Genomic DNA, 13,772 nt, shown 5'->3' on the forward strand with positions numbered 1-13,772 from the left:
GACAACTCCTGAATGCCATAGAATCATTCTGAGAAAATGAGAATGTTCCATCAGCTTGATCTCGTACCTGAATATCAATCCCTGATTCTTTCTTTTTCAAAACAGGTTATGATAAGGGCTGGAAAGACAAAGAGACTGAATCATGGAGATATCATTCCTGGGCGCCGCCAGAACCGTCACCGGATCAAAATACCTGCTCACCGTCAAGAATAAAAAATTCATGATCGACTGCGGACTCTATCAGGGTTATAAAGACATGCGTCTTAAAAACTGGGACAAATTGCCGGTTAATCCCCAAGAGATTGAAGCTGTCATACTCACCCATGCGCATGTCGATCATTCCGGCTATATTCCGCTGCTGGTAAAGAACGGCTTTCGTGGAAAAATATATTGCACCCGTGGAACCCGCGATTTATGCAGCATACTTCTTCCTGATTGCGGGCATCTGGAAGAAGAGGATGCCGCCCGTGCGAACCGATACGGCTATTCCAAGCATACTCCCGCCCTGCCACTCTATACCTATCAGGATGCCATACAAGCGCTGGATTACTTCATGCCCCTGGATTTCGATTCCGCACACGAATTGACGCAAGACCTGACGCTAAAATTATTGCCGTCAGGACATATAATAGGAGCATCACTCGTCAGGCTGGAGCATCACGGTCAATCCATTTTGTTCACGGGTGACCTGGGACGAAAGCATCACCCCATTATGCGCGCCCCCGCTATCGTCACCCATAGCGATTACCTTGTGATCGAATCCACTTACGGCGACCGGCTGCACAGTGCCTCCAGCCCCGAAAATCAATTAGCGGACGTTGTTAACAATACACTCTCCAAGGAGGGAAGCGTCATCATTCCCGCTTTCGCGGTTGGACGGTCACAGGATATTCTTTATTATCTCTACTCATTAAAAGAACAAGGCCGCATACCTGATGTGCCCGTTTACCTTGACAGCCCCATGGCGCAGGATGTAAGTGATCTGTTTTGCAAATACGCGGACGAACATCAACTGCCGGAAAACGTATGTATTCAGGTATGCAAAACCGCAAAATACATTCGCACACCAGAAGAATCCAAAGCGGTTTCTCAATCTCGCCATTCCAAAATCATCATTTCAGCGAGCGGCATGGCGACGGGCGGGCGTATTTTGCACCATTTGAAAGCCTTTTTACCTTATGAAAACCACACCATTTTATTCACTGGTTACCAGGCGCCCGGCACTCGCGGCGACCGCCTGATGCGAGGTGAAACTGAAATCAAAATTCACGGTGAATATATTCCTGTGCGCGCCAGCATCCTCATGATGGAAAACATGTCTGCACACGCGGATTATCAGGAAATGCTGGATTGGCTGAAGCACTTCAAACAGCCGCCCGGCAAAGTCTTTATCACACACGGCATGATTGAAAGTGCTTTATCATTGTCAGAAAAAATTTCTACTGAACTGGGCTGGGCTTGCCAAATACCAGAATATTTACAAACCGCAAGTCTCTGATGAAAATGTTGCCTTTGCTGTATCTCCATGCCCTGGATGCGGACAAGGACACAAATTGGCAGAACAACGGTGACAGGTCAACAACCTCTTGATAGGACTTCAAATATCGCTGGACGAGACGACAGCTGCCGCCTGCCCCGCCTGAGATCAGCGCTTCCTGCGTGACATAGCCCGCTTGATCTATTACCATTCACTATTGCGAAAACTCAAGATGTATTCTCAACCCTGTTATTAGGCGCGCTGCCAATCGCGGGTTATAAAATAGACTATTAAGGAGTGACGTATGCACCCTCACAACCCTGTAGGAACAGATGGATTTGATTTTCTTGAATTTGCCACTCATGATGTTCCCAAACTCACTCAGCAATTCCTGGCCATGGGTTTTATTCCTGTAGCACATCACAATCAACATGATGCCGTCATCTTCCAGCAAAATGACATACGCTTCATCATTAATTCCACCAAAGACAGCATGGCCAGCCAATTTGCGGATGAGCACGGCGCTTCGGTCTCGGCAATGGGATTCCGCGTAAGCGATGCGAAAGCCGCCTACCAGCACGCCCTGGCGAAAGGCGCGATTCCCTATCAACCGCTGGCTAACAAAGCCGTTTATGACATGCCTGCAATATACGGCGTAGGCAACAGCCTGATATATTTTGTTGATTATAAAAATGGCAGTTCTAATTACGCTCATCATTTTTCTTATCATGAGCCGTCACAGTTGCCGCATCAAGGCAACGGCCTTACTTATCTTGATCATGTCACACATAATCTGCATCGCGGCAACATGGTGGAATGGGCTGATTTTTATACGCGTCTTTTCAATTTTCATGAAGTGCGGTACTTTGATATCGAAGGCAGGGTCACCGGATTAAAAAGCAAGGCCATGACCAGCCCCTGCGGCAAGATTCGCATTCCTCTCAATGAATCTTCCGACGACAAATCTCAGATTGAAGAATTCCTCAAAGACTTTAATGGCGAAGGCATACAGCACATTGCCCTGGGGACAAGCAGTATCTATACAAGCGTTGAATCCTTACGCGGCCAGGGTCTCGAATTCCTGGATACACCGGACACTTATTTCGATCTCATCGAAAAACGCCTGCCCAATCACGGTGAACCCACTGAAGATCTGAGAAAAAACCGCATTCTCATTGATGGCGACACATCGAATGGCAAAAAATTATTATTGCAGATTTTCACTAAAAACATGCTGGGGCCCGTGTTTTTTGAAATCATACAACGCAAAGGTGACGAAGGATTTGGCGAAGGCAACTTTCGCGCCTTGTTCGAATCCATTGAACTTGACCAAATTCGCCGCGGTGTACTCAAAGTGGAAGACCAGAAAGTATGAAGCTCGCAACCCTGAAAAACAACTCGCGCGACGGGCATCTTGCAATTGTCAGCCGCCACCTGGAATTTGCGGTGACTGTTCCGGAAATCGCGCCTACCCTGCAGCACGCGCTGGACAACTGGATGGAATGCAAACCCAGGCTGGAATCAATCTATCAGAAGTTAAACGCGGGTGAAATCAGCAATCCATTGCGGTTTAACCAGCAATCTGTCGCCTCCCCCCTTCCGCGCGCCTACCAATGGGCGGACGGCAGCGCGTATGTCAATCATGTTGAACTGGTCCGCAAGGCGCGGGGCGCGGAAATGCCATCCAACTTCTGGCATGACCCGCTCATGTATCAAGGCGGTTCTGATACTTTTCTCGGCCCCTGGGACAGCATTCCCCTGCAGGATGAAAAATGGGGACTGGACTTTGAATCCGAAATTGCGGTCATTACAACAGATGTTCCTCCTGGCGCCAGCAGAGAAATCGCTGAACAATCCATTTGTCTTATCATGCTGGTGAATGATGTCTCACTGCGCAACCTCATTCCCGATGAACTGGCAAAAAGTTTTGGCTTCTTCCAGAGCAAACCATCCAGTGCATTTTCACCTGTCGCTGTGACGCCCGACGAATTGCCCATGGTGTGGGATGGTAAAAAACTCAGTTTGCCATTGCTGACACATTTCAATGGAGAGTTATTTGGGCAGCCGCATGCGGGCACGGACATGACTTTTGATTTTCCTGCTTTGATCGCCCATGCCGCCAAAACCAGAAAGCTGTCTGCCGGCACCATTATCGGTTCAGGAACCGTCTCCAATTATGACCGGTCCAAAGGCTCCTCCTGCATTGCCGAAAAACGCATGCTGGAAATCATCGCGACGGGCAAGGCTGTCACACCATTCATGAAGCCGGGAGACCGTGTCCGCATCGAGATGCTTGACGCGCAGGGACACTCGATATTTGGCGCCATTGACCAACAAGTGATTGCCGTGAAAGAACGTGAGGAAGTATGCTGAAACTCTATGATTATTTCCGTTCCAGCGCGAGTTATCGCGTAAGAATTGCGCTCAATCTGAAAAAGCTGGATTATCAATCTGTTCCTGTTCATTTATTGAATAACGGCGGGGAGCAGCATTCCGATGAATACCGGAAGATCAACCCCCAATCCCTGGTGCCCGCGCTGCAGGATGGAAACAAGATCCTGACCCAATCGCTTGCGATCATTGAATACCTGGAAGACTTGCATCCTGAACCGCCTTTGCTGCCATCCCATCCCTATGAAAAAGCCCGGGTTCGCTCATTCGCCTTATCCATCGCCGCGGATTTGCATCCGTTGAATAACTTACGCATCTTGAAATATCTGACGGAAGAGCTGCATCTGTCCGACGAGCAAAAAACCAAGTGGTATCATCACTGGATGAACAAAGGTCTTACCGCCCTGGAAAAACAGCTGGAGCGTCACCCATCAACCGATGAATTTTGTTTTGGCAGCCAGCCCACACTCGCTGATTTGTGCCTGGTTCCACAACTGCTGAACGCAAGAAGATTTAACTGCAATCTAGATGCCTGCCCCACCCTGGTGCGCATTGACGCAAACTGTCAAAAACTGGAAGCCTTTATCAAGGCACGTCCTGCTGAGGCGGCGGCATAAAAATAAAGGATCATCACCCATGAGTAAAGTTGACTTTCGTTCCCTGGCAAACAACAGCGTACGCAACCTGACTCCTTATCAGCCAGGCAAACCCATTGAAGAACTGGAGCGCGAGCTCGGGATTACTTCTTCCATCAAACTCGCCAGCAACGAAAACCCGCTGGGGCCTAGCCCGAAAGTAATACAGGCCGCGACGCAAGCCTTGCAAAAAGCGCATTTTTATCCTGATGGGGGCTGTTATGAACTCAAACAGGCGCTTTCAAGATTTCTCTCTGTACTGCCTGAACAAATCACTGTCGGAAACGGTTCTGAAAACGTGCTGGAATTAATCGTGAAAGCCTATCTTCACAAGGATGATACCGCTGTAATTTCACAATTCGCTTTCCTGACCATTCCCATTTTGATTCAAAGTTATGGAACACGCGCCAAAGTTGTCCCTGCGCGGGAATGGGGACATGACATCCCCAGCATGATCCAATCCATCGATGAAAAAACACGCGTCTTGTTTCTGGTCAACCCCAATAACCCGACCGGAACCTATACCAATAAAATGGATTTCATCAGACTGATGGAATCCGTTCCGCCTCACGTGCTGGTGGTGGTCGATGAAGCCTATTCCGAATACATTACCAATCCAGACTACCCGAATACGCTGGAGTTTCTCCCCCGATACCCCAACCTTGTCATCACGCGCACCTTTTCCAAAGTCTATGGTTTGGCCGCGCTCAGGCTGGGATATTCCATTTCATCCGTAGAAATTGCTGATATCCTGAACCGTACCCGTCTTCCATTCAATGTCAACACCATCGCCGCCAAAGCGGCCTGCGCCGCGCTGGATGATCAATCACATGTACAAAACAGTGTCGAGATTAACCAGCAGGGAATGCAGCAACTGGAAGAAGGCTTGCGCCAGTTAAATCTGAAATACATTCCATCCATCGGCAATTTTATCACCGTGGATGTCAGCAATGGCATGTCGGTATATCAAAAGTTATTGCTTGAAGGCGTGATTGTCCGGCCGCTCAAAGCATATGACATGCCGCGGCACATTCGTGTAACCATAGGCACACGGCAGCAAAATGACCGCTTTCTGAAAGCGGTCAACAAGGTATTGCATGCCCGGGACAACACGGTAACAGCGTAAAAATGTCATTCGGCACGAGGTGTATTTATGTCAGACTCATTAGCTTACCACTGCGGTTTTGGAAATCATTTTGAAGCGGAAGCGCTTCCCGGCGCGCTGGTAAAAAGCCGGAATTCTCCGCAAAAAGTGCCATACGGACTCTATGCCGAGCAATTAAGCGGGCGTGCATTCACCGCTCCCAGAAAGGAAAATCTGTCCAGCTGGCTCTACCGCATTCGTCCCTCGGTTTTACACGGTGAATTTACCCCGGTTACTCCCTCGGGTCTTGCCGGCACGCCTTTTAACCCTTCGCTCACACCGCCTACCCAGCTGCGCTGGGATCCCATGCCATATCCGCAATCTGACTGCGATTTCATTGAAGGCTTGGTCACACTGGCCGGAAACGGAAGCATAGAGTTGCAAACAGGAGCGGCCATTCATCTGTATTGCGCGACACGTTCCATGGAGAATCAGTATTTCTATAATGCAGACGGGGATTTTCTCATCGTACCCCAGGAAGGACGCCTGCGGTTTAAAACCGAGTTTGGCACGCTGGACATTGAACCTGGTGAAATTCTTGTCATCCAGCGCGGCATCAAATATCAAGTCAAACTATTGGGATCACGTGCGCGCGGATACATCTGTGAAAACTTTGGCGCACCTTTTCGCCTTCCGGAACTGGGCGTCATAGGCGCAAACGGGCTGGCGAATCCGCGTGATTTTCTTTATCCCACTGCCGCTTTCGAAGATAGTGCAAGCCGTTATCGGCTGCTGGCGAAATTCCAAGGTCATTTATGGGAGGCAGAAATTTCCCACTCCCCGTTAGATGTGGTGGCATGGCATGGCAATTACGCGCCATACAAATATGACCTCAGACTTTTCAACACCATCAATACCGTCAGTTTTGATCATCCTGATCCATCCATTTTCACTGTGCTTACCTCGCCTTCGCAAGAACCTGGCGTGGCAAACGTCGATTTTGTTATTTTTCCTCCCCGCTGGATGGTCGCGAGCGATACGTTTCGTCCCCCTTACTATCATCGTAATATCATGAGCGAATACATGGGACTGATTTATGGTACGTATGATGCCAAGGAAAACGGTTTTGTACCCGGCGGCGGCAGCCTGCACAACTGCATGTCTGCACATGGTCCGGATGCGAGTGCTTACGAAAAAGCCGTTTCCATGCCTTTGCAGCCGGAATATTACAGCGATACACTTGCTTTTATGTTTGAATCCAGACAAGTATGGCAATTGACCCCTGCTGCGTTAAATGCGGATTTTCGTCAAAAAAACTATCTGGAATGCTGGAAAGGTTTAAAAGTTTGCTTTCAGGCTTAACCAAGTAATATATGTAACATGGTAAAATATCACCAAGGCAAAGGAAAAGGCTCAACGATATGACATACAAAAAAACATCCACTTATGTTGCCAGGCCTGTTGATGAACATGGAAACGCAGATTATTCTCCCGAAGAAAATCAGATCTGGCAGGATTTGATTACCCGGCAAATTCCCATAGTCCAGGGACGCGCCTGCGACGAGTACATACGCGGGATTGATTTGCTGGATTTGCCTCACGACCGCATTCCTCAATGCCCTGAAGTATCCAGCGTCCTGCGTGACACGACCGGCTGGGCGCTGGAGCCCGTGCCTGCCCTGATTCCATTCGATCATTTTTTTAGCCTGCTCGCCAGTCGAAAATTTCCTGCCGCGACATTCATACGACGACGTGAAGAACTGGATTATTTGCAGGAACCGGATATTTTCCATGAAGTTTTCGGCCACTGCCCCATGCTGACCAATAAGGCTTGCGCTGATTTCACCCATACCTACGGCAAATTAGGCCTGAAGGCATCACATGCTGACCAAGTCATGCTGGCGAAACTCTATTGGTTTACTATAGAATTTGGTTTAATCAAAACCGGCACCGGATTGCGCGCTTACGGCGGCGGGATTTTATCTTCAAAGAGCGAAACCGTATATTGTTTGGAAAGCCCGATACCGCAGCGCAAGCCGTTTGATGTCATGGACGTATTACGCACGCCTTATCGAATTGATATCATTCAACCTATCTATTTTGTGATAGACAGCTTTGACGTACTATTCAGTTTAACGGAAATGGATTTGATTGGCATGATCCATCAAGCGCGCGAGTTAGGCATGTACGAACCTGCGTATACAAAATGATATTTCATCTTAACTCCTGGAGACTCCAAATGTCCGAATTACATACTATACGCTGTGTAGGCTGCGAAGGCGGTATTCCCGCGCTAACTCATGATGAAATCAGCAAATTGCTCCCGCAGGTCAAGGGATGGGATGTGAGCGCAGACGAAAAATTTATCAGCAAGCGTTTCACATTCAAGGGTTTTTACAAAACCATGGCGTTTGTCAACGCGGTGGCGTGGATTGCGAATCAGGAAAATCATCATCCAGACATGGAAGTAGGTTATAATTACTGCCTGATCAAATACACAACGCATGCGGTCAATGGATTAACCAAAAATGATTTTATCTGCGCTGCCAAAATAGATAATCTCGAAGCCACCAACATCTGAGCGAGTAAGAATACATGAAGATTGGTATTCCCAGGGAAGTGATGCCAGGAGAAAAACGTGTCGCCGCCGTTCCGGAAACCGTATCCCGGATGATCAAGGCAGGAATGGAAGTAGCGGTTGAGTCCGGAGCCGGGTTGCTGTCTCATATTGAAGACAAGGATTATCAGCAGGCGGGCGCTGTGATCGCTTCGGACCATCAGACCTTGTTCGCACAAGCGGATGTAATTTTAAAGGTTAACAAGCCTGTCATGGATGAAAAGTTACACATGCATGAACTTGACATGATGAAGGAGGGAACGACACTCATCGCTCCGCTTTATCCAGCTCGCAACCCGGACCTCGTAAAACAGCTGATAGAAAAGAAAATCACTTCCTTTTCACTTGACATGCTCCCGAGAATTGCCCGCGCGCAGTCTATGGATATCCTGAGTTCCATGAGCAATCTCGCCGGCTACAAAAGTGTCATCCTGGCGGCAGACCATCTTGGGAAGATTTTTCCCATGCTGACAACGGCGGCAGGCACTATTCTGCCCGCCAAGGTTATTGTGATCGGGGCGGGCGTCGCAGGTTTACAAGCCATCGCAACAGCCCGGCGTCTTGGCGGTGTCGTCATCGCCTTCGATACCAGGCCGGTGGTGGCCGAACAAGTCAAAAGTCTGGGCGCTGATTTTGTCAGTCTGGAAACATCACACGAACAATCTCAAGACACGGGTGGATATGCAAAAGAACAAACGGCGGAATTTTACCAAAAGGAACAGGAAATTATCCGCCAATACAGCCGCGAAGCAGACGTCATTATCACCACAGCCCTGATTCCGGGAAAGCGCGCGCCGATTTTAATCACGGAATCCATGGTAAGGGAAATGAAACGCGGGTCGGTCATTGTGGACCTGGCCGTCGAACAAGAAGGAAATTGTGAGTTATCAGAACCCGGACAGATCATAGTCAGACATGATGTTACCATCATCGGCATTTTAAACATTCCCAGCACGGTCGTTTCAAATGCAAGCCAGCTATATTCAAAAAACCTGCTTGCGTTTTTGAGTTATATCGCACCGCAATTACAAGCATCCCGGCTTGATATGACTGACGAGATTGTCAAAGGATGCCTGGTGACTTATCAAGGCGACGTCCTGAATGCAGTCGTCAAACAGGTTCTGAAATAATCCTCATTGCCGATATTGGTATCTGAAAGTGTTTTTGTATACGATAAGATCATGAGATGATACAGCCCCGCGGGCGTACCCGCCAGCTAAATGAATTGAAAAGGACTTCGTCATGCATAACGAACTGGGTATTTCTGATGTCTATATCTTCATTCTCGCCGGTTTTCTTGGTTTTCAGCTGATTTCACGCATTCCTCCCCTGTTGCACACACCGCTGATGGCGGCGACAAACGCCATTTCAGGTATTGCCCTGATCGGCTCCATTGCCGTCGCAGGCGAAAATTATGACCTGATCACCAACCTTCTGGCATTTGTTGCTGTGACTTGCTCAACCATCAATGTGGTCGGCGGTTTTCTGATAACTGACCGCATTCTCAAAATGTTTAAAAAAGAAAATCCCAGGGGCAATAAATCATGAGCATATTGCAGCTGTGTTATGTTATTTCCGCGATACTTTTCATTCTTGGCATACGCTCCCTGAGTTCCCCGGAAACAGCCAGAAGAGGCATGAATTTTGCGTCTGTCGGCATGCTGATTGCCATCATTGGAACCTTGTTCAACCATCAGATTGTATCCTATGTCTGGATTATTGCCGGTATTGTATTGGGAACAGTGCTCAGCCTGCCGATTTCGCTATGGATTCCCATGACCAAGATTCCCCAGCGCATCGCCCTTTCCCATGCTGGCGGCGCGCTGGCAGCCTGCTTAATCGGCGTCGCCGAATATTACCGCTACCACGCATCACTTTCCTCCGCCAGCATGGGAATTATCGCCGTGGAAGTCATGCTGGGCGCGCTGACATTCACAGGCAGTCTCATGGTCGCCGGCAAGCTGCATGGCGTCCTTCCTAGCCGCCCTATCACATACAAGGGACAGAATATAGTGAACATATCACTGTTCGTTGTCATGGCCGGGATTGTGATTTATCTCATGCTGAATCCTGAAACGAATCTTACCTTTTATGTCTTGTTATCACTCTCATTTCTGTTCGGAATATTTCTTGTCACACCGATAGGCGCTGCTGATATGCCTGTTGTTATTGCTGTTTTTAACTCTTATGGCGGATTGACTGGCGCCGTCATGGGATTCATGCTGGCCAACCGCATCCAGATTGTCACCGGTGCGCTGGACGGCGCTTCAGGATTCATTCTCTCCATTCTTATGTGCAAAGCCATGAACCGATCCATTACCAATGTCTTATTTGGCGCATTCGGGAAAATGGAAGAAGAACACACAAAAAAAGCATATTCCCCAGACAAGGGCGAGCCTCAATCCATTTCGGTGGAAGAAGTATTGCCATTTTTCGAACAGGCCAAATCTGTCATTATTGCTCCAGGTTATGGTATGGCAGCATCACAGGCTCACCATGCCTTGAGAGAATTCGCAGATAAACTGAAAGCAAACGGCGTGAATGTGAAATACGCCATACATCCGGTTGCCGGCAGGATGCCAGGCCACATGAATGTTTTGCTGGCGGAAGCAAATGTTCCGTACACGGATTTATTTGACATGGATGAAATCAATCCTGAATTCCCGCATGCGGACATCGCTCTCGTAGTGGGCGCCAATGATGTGACAAATCCGGCCGCACGTACCGTCAAATCCAGCCCGATTTATGGCATGCCCATTCTCGATGTCGATAAAGCCAAAAAAGTCATTGTCCTGAAACGCAGCATGAGCCCCGGCTTTTCAGGCGTTGAAAATGAACTTTATCACAAGGAACATACTTTCCTTCTCTTTGGTGACGCAAAAGAAAGCCTCACCCGGCTTGCATACGGGTTTAAACGCGCCTGGGGAGGCTAGGCGCTTATGGCAATTTGTGTTCGTGCCTGTATACTTCACGCTTTGATTCGACGATATTCCGATTGGAGAAGCTTTTCATGATTAAAATACACACCAATTACGGTGACATCACTATTGAACTCGACCTTGAAAATACCCCTAAGACTGCGGAAAATTTCATGAAATATGTCAAAAGCGGCCATTACGATGGAACTTTGTTTCACCGCGTCATGAATGGCTTTATGATTCAAGGCGGAGGATTTGACGTCAACATGAGGCAAAAGACTACGCAGCAACCCATCGCTAACGAAGCCAACAAAAGCCTGCCTAACAAAAAAGGCACCATCGCCATGGCCCGCACGTCGGATCCTCACTCGGCAAGCGCGCAATTCTTCATCAATGTCGTTGACAATGATTTTCTGAATTTTACATCCGAATCGCCCAACGGGTGGGGTTATTGTGTATTTGGCAAGGTGGTAGATGGCATGGATGTCGTCGACAAAATCAAAAAAGTTCCCACGACATCGCGAGCAGGCCATCAAAATGTTCCCGTTGACAATGTCGTCATCGAAAAAATCGAGGTCGTGGAATAAACCTGCGCATTTCTCCCAGACTTCAATAATGCGAACAGCACTATCACTGTGCTGTTCGCATCTTGTGTGTTCACAGGATGACACAACAACCTTTCTTTTTTGCCGGTTTATCATTGACAGCTAATGTAATGGGCATTTCATCACTATCGCGATGAGACGACTCAAAGAACGCAGACTTGTTCTCCCGTATTTTTTCATTGCCTATGACTTGCAGACGCCTTCTGAAATTTTCCGCGTCTTCGGAACCTTTGTCGAGCTGACAGCAAATATCATCAGCAATGCTTTTTGAATGTGCCGTATCGATATGACACATGTTAGTCATGCATCGATTATGAGTGAACGCCGGGTAATAGGGAAGCTGCAAGATTTCGCAATGAAACCGGTTTAGCAGCATGCTGCGGTCGATTTCGATCTGGTGGCGTTCATACCACTTGTGCAAAGCGGCAATAAAAGCATCGAACTCATTTCCATAAATCTTTCTGTAATCAACGTCTGTGGGAACGTATTTTCCCCAATGCGGTTTGGCATGGAGAGGGCCGCGCATAAAATAATCCGCCATGTTTTGTTTGAATTCCGCATAACCTGCAATACCATTGCCGGATACCATATCAAGACCGCAGACATACTGACCTTTTTCATGTGCGCTGGTAGACAAACCGCCATTTGTGCCAGTGAACAAACGCAAATACACGGCATCGACAAGCGGATATTGTTTCTCATGCGCAAATTCAGTCAGGGTCGTCACAATTTTCGATATGGCAGCCGTGATTTCTTCACAATCCTGCCCGACCTGGAACAAGTAATCCGCATCGTCAATGTCTCTGGGAAAGGCCGTCTGGTAATGCACCATGTGCCAGGGCCCCACTGAACGGGTATCTTTGTTGCCTATCGCGGATTGTGTCACCAGGTAGCGGGTGAAATATGGAATCAGATGCGGATAATCGCGCAATAAATCCGTAATCCGCAAGTTTCTTTCCAGATTAATCTGCAATTCCTGCCCAAGATGCGCGAGATAGGGGCAATTGTTTTCATCGGGTGTCGACTTGTCGACCGGTGTCCAGCAGTAAATGATGACATTATTATATCTTTCACTGGTCATCTCATTGGATTGATAGGTGGGAACGTACATGACACTCACATAGGGATATTTCGAAAAAAGCCCTGCTTTGACCTTGCGGATAAAATCGGGAATATTGGATACATCCATGATGCATTCCATTTTTTTTGCCTTGGTGCATTCCAGTTCCACGTTTAGCACAATCCCGAACAATCCCAGGTTGGCTGCACGAATCGTATGAAAATCCGGATCGCTTTCATCTATCCTCACAATTTCTCCGTTGGGAAGACAAAGCGTGATCGCACGAATCAGGCCGCTGAAACCAGGTTGATCCCGGCCGGTGCCATGACCCGCGTTAGCGGACAAGCCGGCGACGGTGACATAGGGAATCAAGCTGGATGTCGGTAGTGCAAGATCATATTTTTCATAAAGCTTCTTATCCAGCTCGCCGATTTGCACACTTGCGCCTACGCTCATGATTTTGTCATCGGATGTTTTTCTTATTCTGCGAAATTCCTTTCCGACCAGGCGGACAATCACATCCCCTTCCGCTCCCGGTGTGAATGAGAATGATTCACTGTATTCCTCATTCCTTCCGCCCGCCGCCGCTCTCAACAAAATCCGTTCATCCGGCTTTTTATCCTGGTTTAATTTGTGTATCAGTCTGATAACTGCCTGTAATGATGAAACATCATCAATATCAAGAACCATGGCTTGCGCGACGTTGAGATTTTCAGAAAAGTTTTTCCAGCCCTGCTGGACGCGGATTCCGTGGTTCTTGGCAAGATCCGCCATCATTTCCATTTCACGTTCAGTAATAGGCATAGAATTCTCCTTATTCACGGGTTAATGAAAAATCATTCTTCGCATGCCTGAAGATCAAATGCGGAAATGCTTTCTTGTCCTGCTTCATTTCAAACTAACAAAGCCACATTAAGGAAAACTTAATCTGGCTTGTGCAAAATCCCGCTCACGCCGGGAGAAGTGTTATAAGGCACTGATTAAG

Annotated in this window: 13 protein-coding genes; 12 read left to right on the top strand and 1 reads right to left on the bottom strand. The window is 48.0% G+C overall.

The window, feature by feature from the left end; genetic code table 11:
• Positions 1 to 142: 142 nt before the first annotated feature.
• The 12 genes from AQULUS_RS12595 (at position 143) to AQULUS_RS12650 (ending at position 11,709) form a co-directional block, all read left to right on the top strand.
• The gene (locus AQULUS_RS12595; protein WP_148340637.1) at positions 143 to 1,498 is read left to right on the top strand and encodes an MBL fold metallo-hydrolase RNA specificity domain-containing protein; all 1,356 of its coding nucleotides are present in this window, start codon (positions 143 to 145) and stop codon (positions 1,496 to 1,498) included.
• A gap of 283 nt (positions 1,499 to 1,781) precedes the next feature.
• On the top strand, positions 1,782 to 2,852 hold the full coding sequence (gene hppD / locus AQULUS_RS12600) for a 4-hydroxyphenylpyruvate dioxygenase (protein WP_148340639.1): 1,071 nt from the start codon (positions 1,782 to 1,784) through the stop codon (positions 2,850 to 2,852).
• On the top strand, positions 2,849 to 3,850 hold the full coding sequence (locus AQULUS_RS12605; protein WP_148340641.1) for a fumarylacetoacetate hydrolase family protein: 1,002 nt from the start codon (positions 2,849 to 2,851) through the stop codon (positions 3,848 to 3,850). Before hppD ends, AQULUS_RS12605 begins: the two co-directional genes overlap by 4 nt.
• On the top strand, positions 3,844 to 4,485 hold the full coding sequence (gene maiA / locus AQULUS_RS12610; protein WP_408608955.1) for a maleylacetoacetate isomerase: 642 nt from the start codon (positions 3,844 to 3,846) through the stop codon (positions 4,483 to 4,485). The genes AQULUS_RS12605 and maiA overlap by 7 nt, the downstream gene beginning before the upstream one ends.
• A 19-nt stretch (positions 4,486 to 4,504) precedes the next feature.
• On the top strand, positions 4,505 to 5,629 hold the full coding sequence (hisC, locus tag AQULUS_RS12615) for a histidinol-phosphate transaminase (protein ID WP_148340643.1): 1,125 nt from the start codon (positions 4,505 to 4,507) through the stop codon (positions 5,627 to 5,629).
• Between the two features lie 27 nt (positions 5,630 to 5,656).
• Positions 5,657 to 6,949: a homogentisate 1,2-dioxygenase gene (hmgA, locus tag AQULUS_RS12620; RefSeq protein WP_148340645.1), complete on the top strand. Its 1,293-nt coding sequence runs from the start codon at positions 5,657 to 5,659 to the stop codon at positions 6,947 to 6,949.
• Positions 6,950 to 7,008: 59 nt separating this feature from the next.
• The gene (gene phhA / locus AQULUS_RS12625; protein WP_148340646.1) at positions 7,009 to 7,797 is read left to right on the top strand and encodes a phenylalanine 4-monooxygenase; all 789 of its coding nucleotides are present in this window, start codon (positions 7,009 to 7,011) and stop codon (positions 7,795 to 7,797) included.
• A 29-nt stretch (positions 7,798 to 7,826) separates the two neighbouring features.
• Positions 7,827 to 8,168: a 4a-hydroxytetrahydrobiopterin dehydratase gene (locus AQULUS_RS12630; protein WP_148340654.1), complete on the top strand. Its 342-nt coding sequence runs from the start codon at positions 7,827 to 7,829 to the stop codon at positions 8,166 to 8,168.
• A 14-nt stretch (positions 8,169 to 8,182) separates the two neighbouring features.
• Positions 8,183 to 9,334, top strand: coding sequence for a Re/Si-specific NAD(P)(+) transhydrogenase subunit alpha (locus AQULUS_RS12635; protein WP_148340656.1), 1,152 nt, complete (start codon positions 8,183 to 8,185; stop codon positions 9,332 to 9,334).
• 112 nt (positions 9,335 to 9,446) lie between these two features.
• Positions 9,447 to 9,752: an NAD(P) transhydrogenase subunit alpha gene (locus AQULUS_RS12640; RefSeq protein ID WP_148340658.1), complete on the top strand. Its 306-nt coding sequence runs from the start codon at positions 9,447 to 9,449 to the stop codon at positions 9,750 to 9,752.
• Complete coding sequence (locus tag AQULUS_RS12645) at positions 9,749 to 11,137, top strand: NAD(P)(+) transhydrogenase (Re/Si-specific) subunit beta (RefSeq protein WP_148340660.1); 1,389 nt, start codon at positions 9,749 to 9,751, stop codon at positions 11,135 to 11,137. Before AQULUS_RS12640 ends, AQULUS_RS12645 begins: the two co-directional genes overlap by 4 nt.
• A gap of 77 nt (positions 11,138 to 11,214) precedes the next feature.
• Positions 11,215 to 11,709 carry a peptidylprolyl isomerase gene (locus AQULUS_RS12650; protein ID WP_148340662.1) on the top strand — a complete coding sequence of 165 codons (495 nt, stop codon included), beginning with the start codon at positions 11,215 to 11,217 and terminating at the stop codon, positions 11,707 to 11,709.
• A 70-nt stretch (positions 11,710 to 11,779) separates the two neighbouring features.
• Here AQULUS_RS12650 and AQULUS_RS12655 read toward each other — a convergent pair whose 3' ends face one another.
• A complete protein-coding gene (locus tag AQULUS_RS12655) occupies positions 11,780 to 13,591 on the bottom strand; it encodes an FAD-binding protein (protein ID WP_148340664.1) in 1,812 nt (603 codons plus the stop codon).
• Positions 13,592 to 13,772: the final 181 nt, after the last annotated feature.

Source organism: Aquicella siphonis (genome assembly GCF_902459485.1).
Taxonomy (GTDB): domain Bacteria; phylum Pseudomonadota; class Gammaproteobacteria; order DSM-16500; family DSM-16500; genus Aquicella; species Aquicella siphonis.

Bases quoted from the DNA above. Each gene is read 5' to 3' on its own strand.
- AQULUS_RS12595 (WP_148340637.1), top strand. From the start codon at position 143: ATGGAGATATCATTCCTGGGCGCCGCCAGAACCGTCACCGGATCAAAA.
- hppD (WP_148340639.1), top strand. From the start codon at position 1,782: ATGCACCCTCACAACCCTGTAGGAACAGATGGATTTGATTTTCTTGAA.
- AQULUS_RS12605 (WP_148340641.1), top strand. From the start codon at position 2,849: ATGAAGCTCGCAACCCTGAAAAACAACTCGCGCGACGGGCATCTTGCA.
- maiA (WP_408608955.1), top strand. From the start codon at position 3,844: ATGCTGAAACTCTATGATTATTTCCGTTCCAGCGCGAGTTATCGCGTA.
- hisC (WP_148340643.1), top strand. From the start codon at position 4,505: ATGAGTAAAGTTGACTTTCGTTCCCTGGCAAACAACAGCGTACGCAAC.
- hmgA (WP_148340645.1), top strand. From the start codon at position 5,657: ATGTCAGACTCATTAGCTTACCACTGCGGTTTTGGAAATCATTTTGAA.
- phhA (WP_148340646.1), top strand. From the start codon at position 7,009: ATGACATACAAAAAAACATCCACTTATGTTGCCAGGCCTGTTGATGAA.
- AQULUS_RS12630 (WP_148340654.1), top strand. From the start codon at position 7,827: ATGTCCGAATTACATACTATACGCTGTGTAGGCTGCGAAGGCGGTATT.
- AQULUS_RS12635 (WP_148340656.1), top strand. From the start codon at position 8,183: ATGAAGATTGGTATTCCCAGGGAAGTGATGCCAGGAGAAAAACGTGTC.
- AQULUS_RS12640 (WP_148340658.1), top strand. From the start codon at position 9,447: ATGCATAACGAACTGGGTATTTCTGATGTCTATATCTTCATTCTCGCC.
- AQULUS_RS12645 (WP_148340660.1), top strand. From the start codon at position 9,749: ATGAGCATATTGCAGCTGTGTTATGTTATTTCCGCGATACTTTTCATT.
- AQULUS_RS12650 (WP_148340662.1), top strand. From the start codon at position 11,215: ATGATTAAAATACACACCAATTACGGTGACATCACTATTGAACTCGAC.
- AQULUS_RS12655 (WP_148340664.1), bottom strand. From the start codon at position 13,591: ATGCCTATTACTGAACGTGAAATGGAAATGATGGCGGATCTTGCCAAG.